We start from the raw sequence: 19,048 nt of genomic DNA, 5'->3' as shown, positions 1-19,048 counted from the left end.
CTAATTCAACCGTTATTTTTTTTGTATTCATATAAAGGTTCATCGAGTTTTTCATTGTAATCTACGTATAAATCATGACCATCAAAATACCATGCATCTCGAGACTCGATAAAATAATTTATCCCATCTTTCTCTTCTAAAACCCCTGCATCAATCGGCTCTTCTTTATTTACACCTAAAGAAAAACCTTGTTGAATTGGACTTGATCCACCATATCTCACATAAAAACGGACATAATCTCCTTTTTTCAAAAACATTTCATTATGAAACCATTCCGCAGCCTGACCAGTCAAGTGAATTTGCATAATAAGAACCTCCTAATCCTTTACGATTTATGTAAAAGAGAAAATGATTTCAATTGATCTTCTAAACCTTCCTTAAATAGGATTTCTAACTGCTTCTCACCAAGCAAATCAAAATGGGAATAACCGTCTTTTCTATGATGGATCCATTCTTCTTTCAATCCATATTGTTTGCCCCATTCTGAAAGCATTTGGATATCTTTGCAACCTGCTTTCGTAACGGTGTTCACATCCGGAAACCGATCATCTAGCCAATAATGAGTTAATAATGCAATTTTACCTTGATCAATATCACGTTTCCATTGAAGTAATTCTTTTCTAGAAATCCCAAACGCCATTTACTTCTCCTCAGTTTCGTCAAGCTTTTTAGACTTCATATAGACCTCATGCCAATCTGGATATAACTTACGAAGTGAAATTGGTTTAAAATTTTCCTTTCTAACACAAACATGCTTAGTAAATCCAGTAACTGCCAACTCTCCAGTTGCTGATAAAATTTCATAACCATACGTCGTTCTTAATCCATTATATTCATCAATCCACGTTTTAACTGTTACTTTCTCACCGTATTTAACCGGATGTATATATGTAACTTGAACATCAATTACCGGCGCTAAAATGCCATCCTTCTCCAGATCCGCATACTTAAAACCTAGCTCTTCTATTAATTTTGTACGCCCTATTTCCATCCAAACTAAATAATTTGCATGATATACAATGCCCATTTGGTCAGTTTCGGCGTAACGAACTTCTATTTGCGTTTCTGATATAACCATTGTTCTATCCACCTTAGATGCTTTAATATATGTTCATTTTATCACATTGTATAAAATGGTGGAATTAATATGTTTATATAAGAAAAGCGCATGCGCCTTGATCATCGACGGAAACACGATGAGCCTATAAGGCGCATCGATGTTGACTTATCGTAGGGAGATGGACAGGAAGTTTGTTAGTCGATAGGCGCTCGAGCTGGACAGCACAAGCCTAAGTTTAATAAGAGACTTATAAAAAAACTAATACTTTCCTTACTAATAAAAAAGGAAAACCGGCATATTTGCCGGTTGAATTTAAAAATCTTGATTTTGTTGATCCGCAGCCTCGTCTTTTATTTCTTCACGCATCCCATCGATAGCTTCACGGCGTCTTTCATTTTTTGCTTTAATATGTTCTTCTTGATCATGACTGTCAGAGAATTCCATCGTTGCTTCAGCTTTTTCCATATTTTCTATCGTGTTGTGAACCATTTCTTGAAGTTTTTCAACATTATCACTGCGATCATCAGGTTTTGGTTTGCGATCGAACTCCATAAGTTACATCCCTTCTCTAGATGATTTTTTCTTGGTGATTATTATTCCCCTTTTGTTTGAATAATATTGGGATGCTGCCCAGATTTATCTGCCATTTTTTTACCTTTGTTTGCATCTACGGCAACTGGCTTTTCTCCCAAATGATCTGGAGTAAAATTCTCTTGACCTCTCTTCGGATTACTCATGTATTCTCCTCCCTTCCGTTTTATTATTTCCGGAAAGAAAGGATTTATGATAAATTAAGCTCTTCTCATATGCTTTTCATCTAATCTGTTTTCAATAGTCTCCAATGCTTTCGAATCATTTAACAACGCTTGTTTATTTTCTTGAACAAGATCTAAAAAGGTTTTCTTGCCACGTCTTCTCATTTTTTTCACTCCTAATTAAATTCTATTATTATTATTGTCCAAAAAAGATAAAGATTAAACCAAATTTTCTAACTTTTTTTAAAGTAAAAACACTTTGCCAACTTAGTTAGCAAAGTGTTTTATTAAAGATATTTTTGATTTGGTACTTATATAAACTAGACGCTCATTGCTTTATTCAGCTAACTTACCACGTAGTACCATTTGTAGAATACCACCATTGCGGTAGTAATCAATTTCAACTTCTGAATCAAAGCGTACAAGTACTTCGAATTCCTTCTTAGAACCGTCTTCAGCAACAGCAGTCACTTTAATGATGTCACGAGGTTTTACAGTTTCATCAACATGAACATTGATGACTTCTTTACCTGTTAATCCTAAAACTTCTGCGTTTTCGCCTTTTTTGAATTGTAATGGAAGTACACCCATCATTGCAAGATTTGAACGGTGAATTCTTTCGAAACTCTCAGCGATAACTGTTTTAATGCCTAATAGGTTTGTACCTTTTGCAGCCCAGTCACGTGAAGAGCCCATTCCATAGTCTTTTCCTGCTAGAACAACAAGGCCTGTACCGTCTTCCTTATAACGCATGCATGCATCATAAATTGACGAAACTTCACCTGTTGGCCAGTAAGTAGTAAAACCACCTTCTGTTCCAGGAGCAACTTGATTTCGGATGCGGATATTAGCAAACGTACCACGCATCATTACTTCATGATTACCACGTCGAGAACCATATGAGTTAAAATCACGAGGCTGTACTCCTTTTTCAAGCAAGTATCTACCTGCAGGTGTATCTTTACCGATGGCACCAGCCGGTGAAATATGGTCAGTTGTAACCGAATCACCAAACTTACCTACTACACGTAATCCAGTTAAAGGTTTTACTGTTTCTAATTCATTAGATAAATTTTCGAAGAACGGTGGATTTTGAATATATGTTGAGTCGTTATCCCATTTATAAAGTGGATCATTACTCGTTTTAATTTCATTCCAACGTTTATTATCGTCAAATACGTGTTCGTACTCTTTACGGAATAATTCCGGAGTAACCGTATTGTGAACAGCTTCAACAACTTCTTCTCTTGATGGCCAAATATCTTTCATGAATACATCATTGCCATCTTGATCTTTTCCAAGCGGCTCATTATTCAAATCAATATCGACTGTTCCAGCAAGTGCATATGCAACGACAAGCGGAGGAGAAGCCAAATAGTTACCACGTACGAGTGGATGAATCCTTCCTTCGAAGTTCCTGTTTCCAGAAAGTACTGAAGTGACAAGCAAATCATTTTCCATGATTGATTTTTCTATTTCATCCTTCAAAGGACCAGAGTTACCGATACATGTTGTACAACCATATCCAACAAGGTCGAAACCTAGTTTAGATAAGTATGGCATTAATCCAGCATCACGAAGGTATCCTGTTACAACTTTTGAACCAGGAGCAAGTGATGTTTTTACATATTTCGGTACTTGCAATCCTTTTTCTACCGCTTTTTTCGCGAGTAATCCCGCACCAAGCATTACATAAGGGTTTGAAGTATTTGTACAGCTTGTAATAGCGGCAATTACGACTGCACCAGTCTTCATAACAGCTTCGTCGCCGTTATTAAAGCTAACTTTTACTTCCTTTGTAATTTCTGCAGGTTCTAGACCAAAGCCTTGATTTCCTACAGGTGATTGTAAAGCTTCTTTAAATGCACTTTGCATTTTTGAAAGAGGAATTAAATCTTGTGGACGCTTTGGCCCTGAAAGATTCGCCTCAATTTCTGATAAATTAAGTTCAACAATATCTTTGTATACTGGATCTTCTTTATCAACGCTAAAGAACATATCATTTTCTTTTAAGTATTTTTCTACTAGTTGAATTTGCTCTTCAGGACGTCCAGTTAGACGCAAATAATTTAATGTTTCATCGTCAACCGGGAAGAATCCACAAGTAGCTCCATATTCAGGCGCCATATTGGCAATCGTTGCACGATCTGCAAGTGGCAGGCTTGCAACTCCCGGACCGTAAAATTCAACAAATTTCCCAACAACACCATGGGAACGTAGAACTTGAGTCACTTTAAGAGCCAAGTCTGTAGCCGTAGCACCATTTGGCAATTCACCTGTTAATTTAACCCCTACAACTTCTGGAATTGGGAAATATGATGGCTGACCAAGCATTCCAGCTTCAGCTTCAATACCGCCAACTCCCCATCCTAAAACACCAACACCGTTGATCATTGTTGTATGTGAGTCAGTTCCTACTAATGTATCTGGGTATGCTTCAAAGTCTCCATTTGGAGTTTCAATTGCATGAACAACATTAGCAAGATATTCTAAGTTTACTTGGTGTACAATACCAGTAGCTGGTGGAACTGCACGATAGTTATCAAATGCTTTTTGAGCCCAGCTTAAAAACTCATAACGCTCCGCATTTCTTTCAAATTCAAAATCCATGTTCACTTGCAATGCTTCAGGCGATCCATAAGTATCAACTTGAACAGAGTGATCGATAACTAGATCAACAGGAATTTCAGGATTGATTTTTTCGGCATCTCCGCCAATATCGGACATTGCTTTTCTTAAAGAAGCAAGGTCAACTACTGCTGGAACCCCAGTAAAATCTTGTAGGATTACACGAGATGGTTTAAATGGAACTTCACCATTATTTTCCTCTTCCGATGCCCACTTAGCTAAATCTTCAACGTGTTCCTTTTTAATGACACGTCCATCCATTTGTCTAAGTACAGATTCAAGAAGAACTTTGATGGAATATGGCAAACGTGATACTTTAGCAACTCCTGCTTCTTCGAGTGCAGCTAAACGATAATAATGATAACGTTTGCCAGCAATATCGAAAGAAGAACGAGCACCAAATACATCGTTTTTAGGTTGTGCCATGTAAATTCCCCCTTTTCAAAAAGTAATTTCAAAAATGAAGTATAAAATGAGTCATACTAGCCATACTTTCTTTCATAATAATAATATGACAATTTACCTCATAAGTAAATTATAAGAAAGTTATGGTTTACAATAAGAAAATCTTATCGAGCCTTTCGGACATACAGTAAAACTCCAACATCCATAATACCAAAAATATCAATTAAAGAAAAATATTTATGTTTTCTATCTTTTATAAATCTACTTATAATAAGGAATCTCTCTATTTTTTTCGTGTTCTTATAGGATAAATATGTTTAGCCTTGAATATATCAGGCAATAATATAATCAAGCTCAAAGAAAGTAACAATCCTAAAGGAGATGAATGAACAATGGGCTTTTTATTATACCTTATTGTAGGTGGCATCATTGGTTGGCTTGCGGGATTAATATTAGGCAAGGATATCCCAGGAGGAGTAATTGGAAATATCATCGCAGGTATAATTGGAGCATGGCTTGGTGGAGCAATATTTGGTGATTGGGGACCTGATGTAGCAGGTATCGCGATAGTCCCAGCATTAATTGGATCTTTAGTTCTCGTCTTTGTTCTAAGCCTAATTCTAGGATCTATGGCTAGAGGACGTAGAAACACTTAATAAATTTAATAATAATTGTAAACTCAAAAACGGGAGGCAACTCCCGTTTTTTATTCTTTCATATAAGTAATGCGTATAATTTTTTATCGGGCTGTCTTAAAAACTAAGGTCATCAGTGTCTAACTTCAGCGCCTTGCGACTAGCAAACTTCTTTTCCTTTACTTATCGATAGGCCTTTATATGTCTAACTGCAAGCTCTTCGAGTTCAGAAAACTAGCGTCAATAAAAGTTAAAGAGAGACTTTTGACGTTTGCACTCATCGTGTATCCTTCTCAGTTGATTGTCCTGAAGTTTGTACGTCAAAAGGCAAATCGCTTGCGCTTTCCTCATAATTTTTAAAAATTTCAACATAATACATAACGTCTTCAACATATTGATCACTATGATTATAGGCAAATATGGCTTTACGGATATCTCCGTTCGCAGCCCCACTTTTTGCTAAATAATTTGCCGCACTAAATATTGCGTCTTCTATATTCCAAGGATCGGCTATCCCATCACCATTCGCATCGATTCCGTAGCCATTATATTTCGCAATGGTTTCTGGATTCATTTTTTCTTCATCAGGAATATCCCCTTGTCCAAGATCGGTACAGGTTGGATGTGACCAACCTACAAAAGTGCAAGGCATGAACTGCATATGACCTTCAGCACCAACTGGAGATAACATAGGATCCATGGTAGAGAAGATTGTTTCGACTCTATGGATTGCTGCAAGCAAATACCACGGAACACCAAATTTTTTTTCAGCAGCTTTATAGATCGGCATATATTCTTCAGGAATTAAGGGTTTTTCCGGTTCAGTTTGTTCAGGCTTATTAGAATAAATCCCAACAATAAGGAGAAAAATGATTGGTAAAAAAAATATTAGCAAAACAATTCTTTTTCTTTTTGATTGATTCTTGTTGGTTTTTATTTTTTTACTCATTTTTTTCACCAATTATTTCTCCTTCCAAGAATGTCAACTATCGTTTATAGATTGACTACTATGCAAATAATGGATAGCTTGATATAGATGTGCGAAGGTTTTCATGCGTGAAAAATCTAACCCTAAGCTTATGCTTGTTTGAGCGATTTCGGGCCGCATTCCGGTAATAATCATGGATATATCCAATAATCGAAAAGTTTCTTTAAGCTGGAATATTTGATTTGCTACCATCGTATCAATTACTGGGACTCCCGATAGATCTAGAATTATCCATTCTAACTCCATTTCACTTGCTTTATTCAAACTCGATTCAAGAATTTTAGCTGCTCGATATGTATCAATTTCTCCAACTAAAGGGATTATTCCTATATGTTTATCTATTTTAATAACAGGGGTGCCCAACTCAAGGATTGTTTCTTGTTGTGAGGAAAATATGTATTCATACTCATCCATATATTTTTTAGTGACTAACTGTATTGCTTCGTCAAATTTCCTACTAATCGTACGAACCCAATTAATCACCATTTTACCTGAAACTTCATTTTCATATTCTTCAATAAAACTTTCAATATATGAATAATATATACTTCTAAATATCGATGAGTTAACAATGACATCATAAAGAGGAGTTCCAGTATGTGATCTATTTGAAGCAAGAGAGGATGACCATTCATTTAAAGAAGTTTCTTTTCCAAATAAACTATCCGTCAATGCTATAATAAACTCTTTATTCATTGAGCTTATTTGTTGATATGCTTCTGAATCTTTTGACTCTGCATATATTCCGGTCCCACTGGTATACGCTTGAGCAATCCAATCAGAAGACATGTTCGATACATTAATATTTAAAAATTCATATATTTTTTTCTCAATATGAATATCCATTATGATATTACCTTCCTCTCCTCAAATATTGCTACAAATATAAGTATTATTTTTATTATGAGAAATACATGACTTTTTAGCAAGCTAAAAAGGGATTTGTCTAGTACAAAAACTCGAGCGTCTGGGTTAATAAACGTAGAAAGCTACAGGATATGAGTGATGAACAATGAAATTAGGATACTCGGTGTTTTTTTTAGAACTCTGTCGAGAAAAAGAAACAAAGTGATTACGGGCACGCCAAAATACAATTATTTGTAAAGAAAACTAAATATTTCCCAGAAAAGTACTACAACGCTTCCCTTTTTTATTTTTTCAGAACAAAAGCGCAAGTGCCTGTTAGGCAACGTACAGGCCCACAGGATATGGGTCCGTCGACGTCGCCACAGGACGTGGCGGTTTTTAGTCGACGTTCCTATATAGGGTTCTAACGAGATAAAGGAAACACGATGAGCCACGAAAAGCGGAAGGCGCCTGATCAGCCCCGACAAGCAAATGTTCTGAGTCAAAAAAGTCGCTCTTTGACTTTATTGACTCAGGTTATTTGACCTCGAGGGGTTGGCGCCCGTAGCTGGACATTAAAGGCGAGTCGATGTTGACTTATCGTAGGAAGAAACCGAAAGTTTGCTAGTCGCTGGCTGCTTGCGCTAGACGGGAACTACATTCTTTAAAGTTATTCACAAGGTTCCTATCTATAATTTCCTCGACAAAAAAAAACACCATTGACTTTTTGCCAATGGCACTATTTCTTATTCATCTAAAAAGAGAATAATTTTACCTGCATCCAGCTCTTCAATATAACGATCTGCGAGTTCCTCATTTCCCATTGATAAAAACATATTTCGCAAATCCTCATTATTGCCTACGAGAGCTGAAGCAAAAGGACCTGCTGCGATTAATGGCCCTGTACCAGGGATGGCCATTCCTGGTACAGCTATTCCTCCTCCTATACCAGCAAAGAATCCTCCCAAAACACCAAATGCCCCTTCATTTGCAGGTTGTTGTTCATCAATATCCATTTTTTCCGTCAGGTAATCCGTTTTACCCTCATCTTTTGCCAAAACGGAAAATTTACTTCGGTCTATTCCTTGTGCTTCATATTTTTTTATTTCATTTATTACTTCTTGCTGACTGTCAAAAATCCCAATGATTCTTGTTTCCATAAGTGGATGCCTCCTTATTTGTTATAAATTACCCTTTTTTCAATTTTTAAAACAAGGATAATAATTGTTATCCATTTAGTAAAAACATTTATTTTCACCTCTTGTCTACACAATCTTTTTTTCCAGTCATAGAATATTTACCAAGGAGGTGTTATGATGGGTCTCAAATTTGGTGAAAATAAAGTCTCATTATATCTCGCTTGTATTTTGGCTGCTTACGCTATAATTGGTTTGGTCGTTCTTTCTAGTGTAGCAAGCCTATTAGGTGCCTTAGCCAGCATCTTGCTAACAATTGCAGTTATTGCAGTTGTAATATTCGCCTTAGCAATCATAATAACAGGGATAATTACATTATTTTCTTCTTTTAAGGGGTAATATGAGAGCGGTCAGGATATTCCTGGCCGCTCTATTTTTGAATAAGAAGCTTCATAAAGATTTAACATATGTTTCTTTAAAAACATGGTATGGTTAAATATATATTGTTAGAAACGAGGTATACTATTGGGAGTCACAAGTATTGCAGTATTATTATCAGGTATCATGTTCGTATTGTTCACTGCTGCCGTTATCATTTTTATTGTTTTTCTTAAAAATCAAGAAAAAAATCGTAATAAAGAGTAAAAGACCTGCCAAAAAAGAATCAGGTCTTTTACTCTTTAATTTTTCCATTTTCGAAATAAAACGATATTCATCGAAGCAGATGCTAGGAAAATAAAAGCAAGGATTACTCCGATAATAGGATAGCCCAATTTAAAGGCATAATAGGCAAAGACTGCCAGACTTACTAAAATAAATAAGCCAAAAATAAGAGTTGCTACGAAATATGTGCGTTCCAATACATCACCTTCAACCTATAAATTGAAATTCAGTCTTACTGCCATTATGGTCAGCCATCACTTCAAGTCTTGCATCAATTCTTTCTTTTAACTCTGGAACATGAGAGATAATTCCTACAAGTCTTCCACTGCTTTGGATGTCCATTAAAGCCTCAATCGCTTGATCTAGAGATTCAGGATCCAATGTACCAAAGCCCTCATCTATAAACATTGTTTCAAGTGATACCCCACCCGCATATTCTTGAACAATATCAGAAAGTCCAAGTGCAAGAGCAAGTGCTGATTTAAAACTTTCTCCACCTGAAAGAGTTTTTACATGGCGTTCTTGTCCAGTATATTGGTCATATACTAGTAGTTCTAATCCACTTTGAATATTTCCTTTTGATCTATCTTTCTTACGCAGTAATCGGTATCTACCATTTGTCATTTTAATAAGTCGTACATTTGCAGCATCTAATATTCCATCTAAAAAAGAGGCGAGAACAAAGCGTTCAAAGGAAAGCTTATACGTGTTTTGTCCTCTAGTAATGTCAGATAAGTGACCCACTAGTTCATACTCATTTTCTAAATCTTTTATTTGCTGATTAATAGTTGTAACAGCTAACTGGATTTCTTTATTTTTTTCTTTCTGTACATTTAAATGAGAATGTTGTTCTCCCAATGAATGAAAGAGGCGTTCACATTCTTCTAATTCCATTTGCAGTCGTTCTAAATCAGGTTTTTCCTTCTCTTGCAGTCGCAAATTATAATCAGATAGCCTATCTGTTACTGATCTTAATTCCTCAAAATAATTTCGAATGAAAACCTCAAGTTGGTTTATTTCATCAACATTCCTTTTTGCTTGATTATAATGTTTAAATGAACTGAAGTTCTCCTCTTCTAATTTTTCTAAAAAGATTTTTCGTTCTTTGTTTAATGCTTCTGTTACTGATTTGATATTATCTTCATGGTTTTTAATCGTACCCTTAGAAACAGCTACTTTTTCACTAATTTGCGAAAAATATTCCCTTGCCATTTTTAAAGAATGATCAATTTTTTGGATTTCTGTTTCAATGGAAATAACTTTCTTTTCATATTGATCTATTTCTCTAAGTTCTTCAGGTATAGAACGGCTTACATTTTCAAATTCAAGTACTTGTTCCGAATACAATATAGATAGACTACGTTCCTTTTCTTGTAATTGTTCTACCTTTGCCCTTCCTTCTTCTATTACGATTTTTAAATCCGTAATATTTTTTTCAATAGAAGGTATTTGTTTTATTTTCAATCTTGCTTCATTCAAAGTTTCTTCCGTTTTGGCCACTTCTAGCTCATAATCATGCAAAAAAACATCTTTCTTTTGAAGAGTAAAATCAGGGATCATATTCAAAGTATTTTCAAACGTTTCATTCAATTGATTTGTTAATGACTCTTCTTCTACATTCATTTTCATCCAATCTCGTTCAAGATTAGAATGGTATGAAAGAGCGGACTCAACATTTTCCTTAGCTGAATTAATATCATTTTCATTAAACTGAATATTCGTTTCAACTGCAGGGTTCGGATGATCAGACGAGCCACATACAGGGCAAGGTTGACCATTTACTAACGATGCAGCAAGATGTCCAGCATGCCCTGTCATCCATTGTTTTTCCAATACCTTTAATGATTCCCTCGCATCATCAACAACTTTTTTAGCATGATCAACCTCTGACTTCTTGATTTTTATCTTCTCTTCTAAAGAAGTTTTGTTTTCTATAATACTTGTCAGCTTTCGTAAAGATTGTAATCCTTCTTCTAAATTCCTGACTTTTTTATCAAATTCAAAGGTTTGAATTTGAAGCTTTTCCAGCTCTTTTAACCGGGTTTCTTGCTCTTTTATTTCATCTGCCTTTTTTTCTAAAATCGATTTGTCCTTCGATATTTGAGTTTGGCATTGCTTCAAATCTTCTTCCACTTTTTTAACTTGTGACTTACGAGATGCATAAGATAAAACATGTTCTCGAACATTTTTAAGCATTGTTAATTCAGTAATTAATTGCTCTCTTCTACTACTCTGATTTTCTTCTAAAGTAAGCTGCTCATCAGCTTTTTCAAGCTCAGCTTCAAGTTGGACTAATTGATCTTTCTCTTGAATTAACCTTGAATTGAATTGATCTAAATCACATTTTAATCTTTGACATAAATCTTCTTGATGTTGTAGTTTATTCGCTTTATGAGCCAAATCAATTTCATTTTTCTTTAGGTCAATTTCTTGTTCTTTTTTTAATAGGGTGTTTTTTTGTTCAACAAGTTGATCAAGAATACTTATTTGCATTATTAAATCTTCTGCTGAATCTACATTTAGTTTAGCGTCATCTCGTTTTATTTTTTGCTTCTCCATATTTTTCTTTACAATTTCAAATTCAGCTTCCAATTGTGCTATTAAGTCACCTAATAGAAGTAATATATATGTATCGTTAAGTGGTTCTTCACTTAAAGCTTCGTCTAACAGTTCATTATCTTTGTATACGATATTTTTTAAGTGGCGATTTCTCTCCGCAACCCCAAACTCAACTTCCCTTTTCAGGCTACTAGCATATTCCCTTAATTTTTCCTCGATTTGCTTGAATACTTCCGTATGAAAAAGCTTCTGCAAGATTGCTTCTTTTTCTTTACTATCAGAGATTAACAGTTTACGAAATTCTCCTTGAGGGATCATTAAAATCTGACGGAACTGATTGGCATCTAGTTGAATAATCTCCTTGATTTTCTCATCCGTTTCTCTAACATTTGCTGCTAAAAGCTTGCGTTCACCAGTAGATTCAATGATATATAATTCTGCTTTTGCATTGACGATTGTAAAGCCATCCCCTCGGCTTTTTTTCTTTTCTTGCTGAGGTGATCTCCATATGTAGTACGTATTGCCTTTTAATGAGAATTCGAGTGATACCTCCGTTATGAGATCGTCCTCGGCAAATTGGCTCCGTAAATCGGCTCCAACACGGTCATCTCCACTGGCTCGACCGTATATCGCAAAACTAATCCCATCAAATATCGTCGTTTTGCCTGAACCAGTTTTGCCTGAAATAACGAACATGGTTCGATTTTCAAGCTTTGTAAAATCAATTATTTCAGTATCTGCATATGGGCCGAAAGCTTGCATCATTAATTTTAGCGGTCTCATACAAGAACCATCCCTTTTCTAACATCGTCGATCATTTGTGCCATTAAACGTCTTTTTTCATCCGAAAATTCACTAGTCGTCATTTCATTATAAAAATCATTAAATAAATCCAATTCGGATTTTTTTTCAAATCCTACATTCGTAAGTGAATGTTTTTTTAATAAGTCATATTGTTCAATTCTTTTTTCTAAATGCAACACATTTGGATAAATATGCCTAAGCTTATTTATCGGATCAATCAAAGCACCTTCATCGAGCAACGTTACCTTTAAATAGTCATCTGCTTTTTGATTTTGATAGAAACTAGGGTCCAATAATTCCTCTAAATAGCCGCTAATCTCCCTCATATCTTTCTCAGGGACTAGGTTTTTTGTCTGTAATACATATGATCCATTTTGATTCATTTCAATTACAGATACACTCTTTTGATGGTTCACTTCTGAAAAAGAATATTTTAATAAAGATCCTGAATAGCGTACTGTTTCGTGTTTAATTGCATCCGGACTATGTAAATGTCCTAACGCTGTATAGGAGAAAGGTGAAAAATGTTCAACTGAAACACACCCAGATCCCCCGACTGATAAGGTACGTTCAGAGTCACTTGTTTTTCCCCCTAATACAAAAGCATGTCCAACAAATATATTCGGTTCGTTTGGATTTATAGATTCTTCAATTTCTGAAACAATTCGACGCATCGCCTCGTCATGTGATGAAATGGATTGATCTTGAAAATATTGTTTAATAATTCCTGGCTCAGTATAAGGAACACAATAGAAATTAACTCCGTTTATATGTATTGGTTTGAAGCTATCTTGAATTTTGCCATTTATATAAAGCTTGCTATGTTTATACCATGAAGATCCAAAAGATAGTCTCTCTGCACTATCATGGTTACCTGATATCGCTATAATAGGAGTCTTTAGTTCCACATTTATTTTAAATAACATTTCTTCCAGAAGACTGACTGCTTCCGTTGGAGGCACCGAACGATCATATAGATCTCCAGCAATAATAATCGCTTCAGGTTGTTCTTCTTCAATTAATTGCACAAATTGATTCAGGATATATCTTTGCTCATCGGTCATGTATACGCCATGCACAAGCTTTCCTAAATGCCAGTCGGCAGTATGTATAAATTTCACCTGAATTCCCCCTTTAGCATTTTTCTATTATTATACCAAACTAACAATAGAGGTGGCGTTATACAATTTATATAGTTGAAAATGCTGTTTCTCTATATGAATTCTTTACGAAAACAGGAACTCCCTGTCTCTAAGTTATTAGTAACTTGTCATTATGTTTTTTATTTCGTTATAATGGTTTATATTGGTTCTTTTTTAAAATGAGGTGAAATGAAAAGTGCTTTCCGGTTGGTTTGTATGGTTTATTCTTTTTTGGGTCTTTATTCTTATTTCCTTAATGGCAATAGGCGGTTTTTTTATGTTTCGAAAGTTTTTAAAGAGACTGCCTAAAGAAGATGGAAAATCAGATATGGATTGGGAAGAATTTTACGTTAAAAAAACGCAAAATCTATGGACGCCAGATAAAAAATCGCTTCTAGATGAATTGGTCAGTCCAGTTCCTGAATTATTCAGGGATGTAGCTAGACAAAAGATAGCTGGTAAAATAGGAGAAATTGCACTAAAAGAAAAAGTAAAAAAAATCGACCTCGATGTGTTAATCAGAGGATATATTTTAGCAACTCCTAAACGGGATCATAAGTTTTTAAAGAAAAAATTAGCAGAAATGAATATTGATGTTACACCATATGAACATTTATTTTTATAGAAGCTATAACAGGTGATGAAGATGAAGTATTTGGCAGTAGGAATAGGAGGAATAATCGGGAGTTTATTACGGTTTCTTATCAGTTCTATTCATATCGGATTGCCAAATCACTTTCTGCCATTTGATACTTTAATCGTTAATCTCGTTGGTTCATATTTTCTTGGCTTACTAACAGGATTTTATAGTCGTTTTCCAAAACTTCCTTCTTACCTTCATCTCTCTATAGGAACCGGGCTAATCGGTTCCTTTACCACTTTCTCCACATTTAGTACAGATATCGTTCAATTAGTGATTGAGCATCATTATGTACAACTATTTATTTATTTTGTCAGTAGCTTTATCGGAGGACTCGCATTGGCATTAGTAGGAATAGTTAATGGTTCAGGGAAAACATGGAAGAAGGTATCCAAAACATGATGTTTCTTTACGTGGCGATTGGCGGCTTTTTTGGAGCCATTGCTAGATATGGAGTAAGTCAGCTTATAAAGCAAAATACTTCAAATTTCCCGTTTGCAACCTTTTTTGTAAATACAGTCGGATCTTTTTTACTTGGAATTATAATTGGTTCAGTCTTCCCCTCAAGTATGCGCTTATTTTTTGGAGTAGGATTTTTAGGATCTTTTACTACTTATTCCACCTTAATCGTAGAGAACGTAAAATTGATTTTAGAAGGCAAATATAAAATTATGTTCCTTTATTCTTTTTTAAGTTATATTATCGGATTTGCATTGGCTTTTCTTGGTCTTATCATAGGAATTTCTTTAGAAAAATGAAAAAAGCAGCTTTGCGGCTGCTTTTTCTAAATGGTTACTACAAGTTTTTTATATTGTATTAACATTGCAATGCGCCAAGGAACAATCATTCCAAATGCCAAGATCCAAAACATGCCACTTAATTGGCCAACTTCGATTTGTTGGCTTAATATAGACTTGGCAACTATTCTCACAAGCAATAGCCCGATTAGAATAAAGGCAAATGCTTTAGAGCGTTTAAGATACACCGCATTATCTCTCACTTCAAATTTTGACGTTTTTATTAATAAAATAGAAAATAGCATTCCTACGACAATTGCTTCAACAATCTCCATGCTTGTCACCCGAAAATAAGGGGATATAAACATAAGAGCACCGGTACTCATAAAAACGGGAGGAAGGATAATTTTCTTTGCAGATACCGGTTTATGAGATGCCTTCATTCGTATAAAAATGACTCCTATGCTCATCATTACCGCTAAAATTGAGGGTATTAATATTTTCAATTCCATCATCCCTTAAAACTTCAATATATTTAACGTAAACATTATACACAAAGATTCTTCATGTTGAAATAAAATACTTTTCCATATTTAAAAGCCTACGAAATCACCGAAAAAATAAGAAAAAATACTGATAATCAGCGACAATCCATCAAAGAAAAGCAGGATACCAACAAAAATCATAATGTATCCACCAATCTTAGTGATTTTTACATTATGCTTTCGAATCCAGTTCATGCGCCCTATAAAGAAGGATAGGATAAAAAATGGAATGGCAAATCCTAGTGTGTATGCTAGCATATATAGCACACCAGAGCCTGGGTTAGTAGCCGCTAGTGTAATAACCATCATCAAAATAGGGCCAGTACATGGCGTCCAACCAGCGGCGAATGCCATACCAATTAAGGAAGATCCAACATATCCTGCAGGACGGTGTTTAAATTCAATTCTACGATCCTTCATCAAAAATTTTGGAGAAAAAATACCAGTAACCATTAATCCAAAAAGGACAATAAAAATCGCACCAATTTGTCTAATTAAATTTTGGTAATCCAAAAAAAATTGGCCTATAAATGAGCTTCCAAACCCTAAAAAAATGAAAATCACAGAAAATCCCAATAAGAAGAAAATGGTATGCAACATACTTCTTCTACTCAGCATTGCCTGCTCATTTTTGAGTTCGCTAACAGACATACCTGTTATATAAGATAAAAAAGCTGGATATAACGGTAGGCAGCATGGCGATATGAAGCTTAAAAAGCCCGCTCCGAAAGCCAATAGCAAATTAATATCTCCAGTCATTCATTTACAACTCCTAAACTAATTTGTATCCATTCTACCAAATTTATAACATATAAGTTCACATTAGGATTGTGAATCTTCTGTGTCGAAGAAAAAAATTGTTATAACATTTGAAAATATGTTATTATCTGGTATAATACTTTTAATAATAGTTTTTTGAAACGTTTCTATAAATTAATCGTACTAATGTATACATAGATTATAAAACAACCTTAGATGTATATTTAAACACCTTGGAACTATTAATTAGTCCGAACATGGAAACAAATATCATCATAGAAAGGATAATAGACTATGTCAAATAAACAGCTGCTTGCAAAAATTGAAAATAAGCGCCAACAACTAATTTCAGTCGCTGCTCAAACTGGTTTGACATCGGCATTGTCTCTTCAGTATAGTATGGAACTTGATACTCTGATCAATCAGTACTATCATTTACTATTGAAAAAAGCTACTTGAAACCATTGATGTATCGAATCTTTTAGGATATAAAAACGGATCCCCTTACTGTTGGCATCCGTTTTTATATCCTTCTCATTTTATTTCATTATAGATATAATCTGATCTGTTTTTTCTAGGATGTCTCATACCCATTTGCATCATAGCGTTGATATTTTATAGTTTTACCCATCTGATTTAACTACTTTTTTTATTATGAAAAAATACCTTTAAGGAGTAGGTATTTTAATTTCTCTCATTTGGAACTAAACGACCCATAGAAGAAAATTTTCATTGTTTTAATGAAATATCTTCATCAGTAATTTCATCATTTGGCTAAGAAATAATCTTAATTGATTTAACTTTCCAGTCCATAATTTTTCTAGAAGCCATTCCTATTTCATTCTGTAACCGCTTAATCCTAGCCATTCCAATATTAAACTCCTCAAACCTATTTTTAATTTCATACAACATCTACAATCGCACATATAAAATCTTTCCCATTCATTAAAATATAAAAAGACATCCAAGTTAACGGATGTCTAAGAAAATAACTATTCTTCTTTTAGTTTTAAATCCATAATCTCTGCATATTCTTTTACTTCTGGACTAAGCATTTCAATAGTTGATGCATCAAGAACTAGTTGTGCCATAGGCTCATCATCATTTGTTTTGAAATCAGCTACATTCACTGTATACATAGCAATTTTATTACCGTTTAATATTATATTGATTCCAACTGTCTTAGCACCTTTAATAGCATCTTGTTCTAAAAAGTCATAAGTTTGATTGGTAGCATGCTGAAAAGCTAGTCCAGGTTGTAAGCTGTCATTCATTTCAATAATTAGTGTAATATGTTCATTTACATCGATAGCATCTGTGACATCCACGTTCTTCGCATACTCATACATGCTTGTATCGATTTCTTGTCCTTCTACTGAATCATCAGTTTCCACTGTTTCTTTTTGTGGTTTTTCTTCTGTTTGTTTTAATGCTTTTTGTTTTTGTTCTTGTTCTTTTGGTTGATCATTAGAACACCCAGCTAATACTATTAAAGCTGAGAATAATAATACTATCAGTTTATGCATTTAGTCTCCCCCTAAAAATAGTCACAAAGTACATTATCTAATAACCAAAAAGATTTCGCAAGGATCCAATTCTTACCTAGTCTTAAATAAATTTAAAACATCTCATTAAGGGAGATGTGTTATAAACTAATACCTTCTGAGCAACAGCAGGAATAGCTTTCAGGTAGAAAAATGATATTTTTTAAATTTTAATTCCTTTTTTACTTCAACTTGATTTGCTTTTGGAGTTTATTAGTTATTGTTTCCTTAGTACATTCTGAACAATTATAGTCGTACTCCTTAACTACATCTTCTAATAACAACAAAAAACCACTTTCCTTGGTTTTTCCAACATAAAAAGTGGTTTTAAGAAAATATTAGATTGATAAATCAATGTTAATTATTTCATCTGCTTATTCATTGCAGACATCATCTGATTGATTTTCTTCTGCGATGGTTTCATACCCATTTGCATCATCATCATTTTTAACATTTGTTCATTGATTGGTGGGTTTTTCTTTAAATAATTCATCATATATTTACGGGCAATAAAGAAGCCAAGTGCCACTCCTGCCAATATCCCAATAAATGCCCAGAAAAAATACCAAAACATCCTAGTTTCCTCCTTCAAGTTGTCTACACTTCAGTTTACTAAATACCCGAATATTATACAATAATGTACCACGTTTTCATACGAATTTTCGTTCTTTTATTGGTTTTACCCAACCATATTGATCATTCTCAATATCCATCGCTAAAAATCGGCCATTAAATTTCCTTAATGCTTCAAAAAAAATAGATTCACATGCATAGCTTCCCCATGCTTTTAATTGCAAGCAGTGTTCACCTATCGATAATTCTGCTCCTTCGTAGACACTGGTATTCTCGGTGCAATAAACCTTTCCCTTTATATAAAATTCTTGATTCTCGACTGAGTGTGCTAGATGTCTATGTAGATCTAAATAGGGCAAAGGCTTCGTAATGTATTTTATTTGTTTTTGAACAATTTCTTTCATGTCTCCACGTAATTTTCGTTCGGCTATGAAAAGTTCAACAAACTTACGTTCTCTGCCATAAAAGAATTCCGCAAATTCATCCTCTATTAAATAAATCAGATAGATTCTCATCGTAATAACACTCCTCAGTCACCTTTTTCTCCTATTGTAGACGAGGTATTATAAAATATTTGTCTAAAGTTGTATGAATAATCTAATATAGTATGGTTATTCTTTAATTATTTC

General features: G+C 34.4%; 24 protein-coding genes. 6 read left to right on the top strand and 18 right to left on the bottom strand.

Annotation, left to right across the window (positions count from 1 at the left end; translation table 11 throughout):
• Positions 1 to 5: 5 nt before the first annotated feature.
• From KHA97_RS03345 to acnA, 7 genes are all read right to left on the bottom strand, one after another.
• Entirely contained in the window at positions 6 to 305 is a 300-nt protein-coding gene (locus tag KHA97_RS03345; RefSeq protein ID WP_213123329.1) for a HesB/YadR/YfhF family protein, read from the bottom strand.
• A 20-nt stretch (positions 306 to 325) separates the two neighbouring features.
• Positions 326 to 640, bottom strand: coding sequence for a hypothetical protein (locus tag KHA97_RS03340; RefSeq protein ID WP_213123328.1), 315 nt, complete (start codon positions 638 to 640; stop codon positions 326 to 328).
• On the bottom strand, positions 641 to 1,078 hold the full coding sequence (locus KHA97_RS03335; protein WP_213123327.1) for an acyl-CoA thioesterase: 438 nt from the start codon (positions 1,076 to 1,078) through the stop codon (positions 641 to 643).
• 294 nt (positions 1,079 to 1,372) lie between these two features.
• On the bottom strand, positions 1,373 to 1,612 hold the full coding sequence (gene tlp / locus KHA97_RS03330) for a small acid-soluble spore protein Tlp (protein ID WP_213123326.1): 240 nt from the start codon (positions 1,610 to 1,612) through the stop codon (positions 1,373 to 1,375).
• Between the two features lie 41 nt (positions 1,613 to 1,653).
• A complete protein-coding gene (locus KHA97_RS03325; RefSeq protein WP_213123325.1) occupies positions 1,654 to 1,797 on the bottom strand; it encodes an acid-soluble spore protein N in 144 nt (47 codons plus the stop codon).
• A gap of 54 nt (positions 1,798 to 1,851) precedes the next feature.
• Positions 1,852 to 1,980 carry an FbpB family small basic protein gene (locus tag KHA97_RS03320; protein ID WP_213123324.1) on the bottom strand — a complete coding sequence of 43 codons (129 nt, stop codon included), beginning with the start codon at positions 1,978 to 1,980 and terminating at the stop codon, positions 1,852 to 1,854.
• A 171-nt stretch (positions 1,981 to 2,151) separates the two neighbouring features.
• Positions 2,152 to 4,869, bottom strand: coding sequence for an aconitate hydratase AcnA (gene acnA, locus KHA97_RS03315; RefSeq protein ID WP_213123323.1), 2,718 nt, complete (start codon positions 4,867 to 4,869; stop codon positions 2,152 to 2,154).
• A gap of 371 nt (positions 4,870 to 5,240) precedes the next feature.
• Here acnA and KHA97_RS03310 point away from each other — a divergent pair, with 371 nt between their 5' ends.
• Complete coding sequence (locus KHA97_RS03310; RefSeq protein WP_213123322.1) at positions 5,241 to 5,504, top strand: GlsB/YeaQ/YmgE family stress response membrane protein; 264 nt, start codon at positions 5,241 to 5,243, stop codon at positions 5,502 to 5,504.
• 256 nt (positions 5,505 to 5,760) lie between these two features.
• Here KHA97_RS03310 and KHA97_RS03305 read toward each other — a convergent pair whose 3' ends face one another.
• From KHA97_RS03305 to KHA97_RS03295, 3 genes are all read right to left on the bottom strand, one after another.
• A complete protein-coding gene (locus KHA97_RS03305; protein ID WP_213124289.1) occupies positions 5,761 to 6,432 on the bottom strand; it encodes a lytic transglycosylase domain-containing protein in 672 nt (223 codons plus the stop codon).
• Positions 6,433 to 6,465: 33 nt separating this feature from the next.
• Positions 6,466 to 7,317, bottom strand: a complete 852-nt coding sequence (locus KHA97_RS03300) for an STAS domain-containing protein (RefSeq protein ID WP_213123321.1) — start codon at positions 7,315 to 7,317, stop codon at positions 6,466 to 6,468.
• Positions 7,318 to 8,063: 746 nt separating this feature from the next.
• Positions 8,064 to 8,477: a general stress protein gene (locus tag KHA97_RS03295; RefSeq protein WP_213123320.1), complete on the bottom strand. Its 414-nt coding sequence runs from the start codon at positions 8,475 to 8,477 to the stop codon at positions 8,064 to 8,066.
• A 153-nt stretch (positions 8,478 to 8,630) separates the two neighbouring features.
• Here KHA97_RS03295 and KHA97_RS03290 point away from each other — a divergent pair, with 153 nt between their 5' ends.
• On the top strand, positions 8,631 to 8,852 hold the full coding sequence (locus tag KHA97_RS03290) for a hypothetical protein (protein WP_213123319.1): 222 nt from the start codon (positions 8,631 to 8,633) through the stop codon (positions 8,850 to 8,852).
• 281 nt (positions 8,853 to 9,133) lie between these two features.
• Here the strand turns inward: KHA97_RS03290 and KHA97_RS03285 are convergent, their stop codons facing one another.
• From KHA97_RS03285 to KHA97_RS03275, 3 genes are read right to left on the bottom strand one after another with little or no spacing between them, the layout of a single operon-like run.
• The gene (locus KHA97_RS03285; RefSeq protein ID WP_213123318.1) at positions 9,134 to 9,313 is read right to left on the bottom strand and encodes a hypothetical protein; all 180 of its coding nucleotides are present in this window, start codon (positions 9,311 to 9,313) and stop codon (positions 9,134 to 9,136) included.
• Positions 9,314 to 9,323: 10 nt separating this feature from the next.
• Entirely contained in the window at positions 9,324 to 12,458 is a 3,135-nt protein-coding gene (locus tag KHA97_RS03280; protein ID WP_213123317.1) for an AAA family ATPase, read from the bottom strand.
• Positions 12,455 to 13,600 (bottom strand): exonuclease SbcCD subunit D, encoded by a 1,146-nt coding sequence (locus KHA97_RS03275; protein WP_213123316.1) that lies wholly within the window; start codon positions 13,598 to 13,600, stop codon positions 12,455 to 12,457. The genes KHA97_RS03280 and KHA97_RS03275 overlap by 4 nt, the downstream gene beginning before the upstream one ends.
• A gap of 217 nt (positions 13,601 to 13,817) precedes the next feature.
• Between KHA97_RS03275 and KHA97_RS03270 the strand changes: the two genes are divergently transcribed.
• From KHA97_RS03270 to KHA97_RS03260, 3 genes are read left to right on the top strand one after another with little or no spacing between them, the layout of a single operon-like run.
• Entirely contained in the window at positions 13,818 to 14,246 is a 429-nt protein-coding gene (locus KHA97_RS03270; protein ID WP_213123315.1) for a DUF2621 domain-containing protein, read from the top strand.
• Between the two features lie 15 nt (positions 14,247 to 14,261).
• A complete protein-coding gene (crcB, locus tag KHA97_RS03265; RefSeq protein ID WP_233713377.1) occupies positions 14,262 to 14,663 on the top strand; it encodes a fluoride efflux transporter CrcB in 402 nt (133 codons plus the stop codon).
• Entirely contained in the window at positions 14,660 to 15,019 is a 360-nt protein-coding gene (locus KHA97_RS03260) for a fluoride efflux transporter FluC (protein ID WP_213123313.1), read from the top strand. Before crcB ends, KHA97_RS03260 begins: the two co-directional genes overlap by 4 nt.
• Positions 15,020 to 15,045: 26 nt before the next feature.
• Here KHA97_RS03260 and KHA97_RS03255 read toward each other — a convergent pair whose 3' ends face one another.
• Entirely contained in the window at positions 15,046 to 15,504 is a 459-nt protein-coding gene (locus tag KHA97_RS03255) for a CcdC family protein (RefSeq protein WP_407657976.1), read from the bottom strand.
• A gap of 87 nt (positions 15,505 to 15,591) precedes the next feature.
• Entirely contained in the window at positions 15,592 to 16,302 is a 711-nt protein-coding gene (locus KHA97_RS03250) for a cytochrome c biogenesis CcdA family protein (RefSeq protein ID WP_213123312.1), read from the bottom strand.
• Between the two features lie 294 nt (positions 16,303 to 16,596).
• Here KHA97_RS03250 and KHA97_RS03245 point away from each other — a divergent pair, with 294 nt between their 5' ends.
• A complete protein-coding gene (locus tag KHA97_RS03245) occupies positions 16,597 to 16,761 on the top strand; it encodes an aspartyl-phosphate phosphatase Spo0E family protein (protein ID WP_213123311.1) in 165 nt (54 codons plus the stop codon).
• A gap of 533 nt (positions 16,762 to 17,294) precedes the next feature.
• Here the strand turns inward: KHA97_RS03245 and KHA97_RS03240 are convergent.
• The 3 genes from KHA97_RS03240 to sirA all read right to left on the bottom strand — a co-directional run bounded on the left by KHA97_RS03240 (position 17,295) and on the right by sirA (position 18,934).
• Positions 17,295 to 17,828 (bottom strand): hypothetical protein, encoded by a 534-nt coding sequence (locus KHA97_RS03240; protein WP_213123310.1) that lies wholly within the window; start codon positions 17,826 to 17,828, stop codon positions 17,295 to 17,297.
• Between the two features lie 379 nt (positions 17,829 to 18,207).
• Positions 18,208 to 18,420, bottom strand: coding sequence for a YneF family protein (locus KHA97_RS03235; protein ID WP_213109772.1), 213 nt, complete (start codon positions 18,418 to 18,420; stop codon positions 18,208 to 18,210).
• A gap of 76 nt (positions 18,421 to 18,496) precedes the next feature.
• Positions 18,497 to 18,934 carry a sporulation inhibitor of replication protein SirA gene (sirA, locus tag KHA97_RS03230; protein ID WP_213123309.1) on the bottom strand — a complete coding sequence of 146 codons (438 nt, stop codon included), beginning with the start codon at positions 18,932 to 18,934 and terminating at the stop codon, positions 18,497 to 18,499.
• Positions 18,935 to 19,048 lie beyond the last annotated feature (114 nt).

It is taken from the genome of Lederbergia citri, assembly GCF_018343625.1.
Lineage (GTDB): Bacteria > Bacillota > Bacilli > Bacillales > Bacillaceae_C > Lederbergia > Lederbergia citri.
Note: the sequence above shows the minus strand (reverse complement) of the source record. Positions and strands in the feature narration are given on the sequence as shown.

Bases quoted from the DNA above. Each gene is read 5' to 3' on its own strand.
- KHA97_RS03345 (WP_213123329.1), bottom strand. From the start codon at position 305: ATGCAAATTCACTTGACTGGTCAGGCTGCGGAATGGTTTCATAATGAA.
- KHA97_RS03340 (WP_213123328.1), bottom strand. From the start codon at position 640: ATGGCGTTTGGGATTTCTAGAAAAGAATTACTTCAATGGAAACGTGAT.
- KHA97_RS03335 (WP_213123327.1), bottom strand. From the start codon at position 1,078: ATGGTTATATCAGAAACGCAAATAGAAGTTCGTTACGCCGAAACTGAC.
- tlp (WP_213123326.1), bottom strand. From the start codon at position 1,612: ATGGAGTTCGATCGCAAACCAAAACCTGATGATCGCAGTGATAATGTT.
- KHA97_RS03325 (WP_213123325.1), bottom strand. From the start codon at position 1,797: ATGAGTAATCCGAAGAGAGGTCAAGAGAATTTTACTCCAGATCATTTG.
- KHA97_RS03320 (WP_213123324.1), bottom strand. From the start codon at position 1,980: ATGAGAAGACGTGGCAAGAAAACCTTTTTAGATCTTGTTCAAGAAAAT.
- acnA (WP_213123323.1), bottom strand. From the start codon at position 4,869: ATGGCACAACCTAAAAACGATGTATTTGGTGCTCGTTCTTCTTTCGAT.
- KHA97_RS03310 (WP_213123322.1), top strand. From the start codon at position 5,241: ATGGGCTTTTTATTATACCTTATTGTAGGTGGCATCATTGGTTGGCTT.
- KHA97_RS03305 (WP_213124289.1), bottom strand. From the start codon at position 6,432: ATGAGTAAAAAAATAAAAACCAACAAGAATCAATCAAAAAGAAAAAGA.
- KHA97_RS03300 (WP_213123321.1), bottom strand. From the start codon at position 7,317: ATGGATATTCATATTGAGAAAAAAATATATGAATTTTTAAATATTAAT.
- KHA97_RS03295 (WP_213123320.1), bottom strand. From the start codon at position 8,477: ATGGAAACAAGAATCATTGGGATTTTTGACAGTCAGCAAGAAGTAATA.
- KHA97_RS03290 (WP_213123319.1), top strand. From the start codon at position 8,631: ATGATGGGTCTCAAATTTGGTGAAAATAAAGTCTCATTATATCTCGCT.
- KHA97_RS03280 (WP_213123317.1), bottom strand. From the start codon at position 12,458: ATGAGACCGCTAAAATTAATGATGCAAGCTTTCGGCCCATATGCAGAT.
- crcB (WP_233713377.1), top strand. From the start codon at position 14,262: ATGAAGATGAAGTATTTGGCAGTAGGAATAGGAGGAATAATCGGGAGT.
- KHA97_RS03260 (WP_213123313.1), top strand. From the start codon at position 14,660: ATGATGTTTCTTTACGTGGCGATTGGCGGCTTTTTTGGAGCCATTGCT.
- KHA97_RS03250 (WP_213123312.1), bottom strand. From the start codon at position 16,302: ATGACTGGAGATATTAATTTGCTATTGGCTTTCGGAGCGGGCTTTTTA.
- KHA97_RS03245 (WP_213123311.1), top strand. From the start codon at position 16,597: ATGTCAAATAAACAGCTGCTTGCAAAAATTGAAAATAAGCGCCAACAA.
- KHA97_RS03240 (WP_213123310.1), bottom strand. From the start codon at position 17,828: ATGCATAAACTGATAGTATTATTATTCTCAGCTTTAATAGTATTAGCT.
- KHA97_RS03235 (WP_213109772.1), bottom strand. From the start codon at position 18,420: ATGTTTTGGTATTTTTTCTGGGCATTTATTGGGATATTGGCAGGAGTG.
- sirA (WP_213123309.1), bottom strand. From the start codon at position 18,934: ATGAGAATCTATCTGATTTATTTAATAGAGGATGAATTTGCGGAATTC.